The organism is Methylobacterium sp. WL12 (assembly GCF_008039475.1).
Taxonomy (GTDB): Bacteria; Pseudomonadota; Alphaproteobacteria; order Rhizobiales; family Beijerinckiaceae; genus Methylobacterium; species Methylobacterium cerastii.
In genome coordinates this window covers 1-452 of sequence record NZ_VRUW01000251.1, presented here as the reverse complement: position 1 = coordinate 452, position 452 = coordinate 1, and the positions used below count along the sequence as shown (strand labels likewise).

Genomic DNA, 452 nt, shown 5'->3' with positions numbered 1-452 from the left:
GTGTAGCGCAGCGCAAGGTATTGGGCGGATTCACACGGTCGTCGCAACGGGCAATGTGTGAGTCCCTTGTAGGAGCCGGTCAAGCGTTTCGGCCGGCGTTTTCCAGCCCAGTGTCTTGCGAGGGCGCGCGTTGAGAGCTCTCGCTACAGCATCGAGCTCGTCCGGGTCGTGGCCGCTCAGGTCGGTCCCTTTTGGGAAGTACTGGCGTAGCAGCCCGTTCGTGTTCTCGTTGGTCCCGCGCTGCCAGGGGCTGTGCGGATCGCAGAAGTAGACGGTGAGGCCCGTATCGATCCGCAAGCGTGCGTGCTGGCTCATCTCCGATCCCTGGTCCCAGGTCAGAGATCGTCGCAGTTGTTTGGGCAAGGTGGTGATCGTGCGCGCGATCGCCTCGCGAACGGCCTCGGCACCATGTCCGGCCAAGGCAGGCCCGTTCTTGACGCGAGGTCCGCATC

1 protein-coding gene is annotated in these 452 nt (G+C 63.9%); it reads right to left on the bottom strand.

What is annotated here, in order from left to right; genetic code table 11:
* Positions 1-30: 30 nt before the first annotated feature.
* Positions 31-452, bottom strand: a 422-nt coding sequence (locus tag FV226_RS27740; RefSeq protein ID WP_147765432.1) for an IS30 family transposase, incomplete at its 5' end; no start/stop codon positions are given.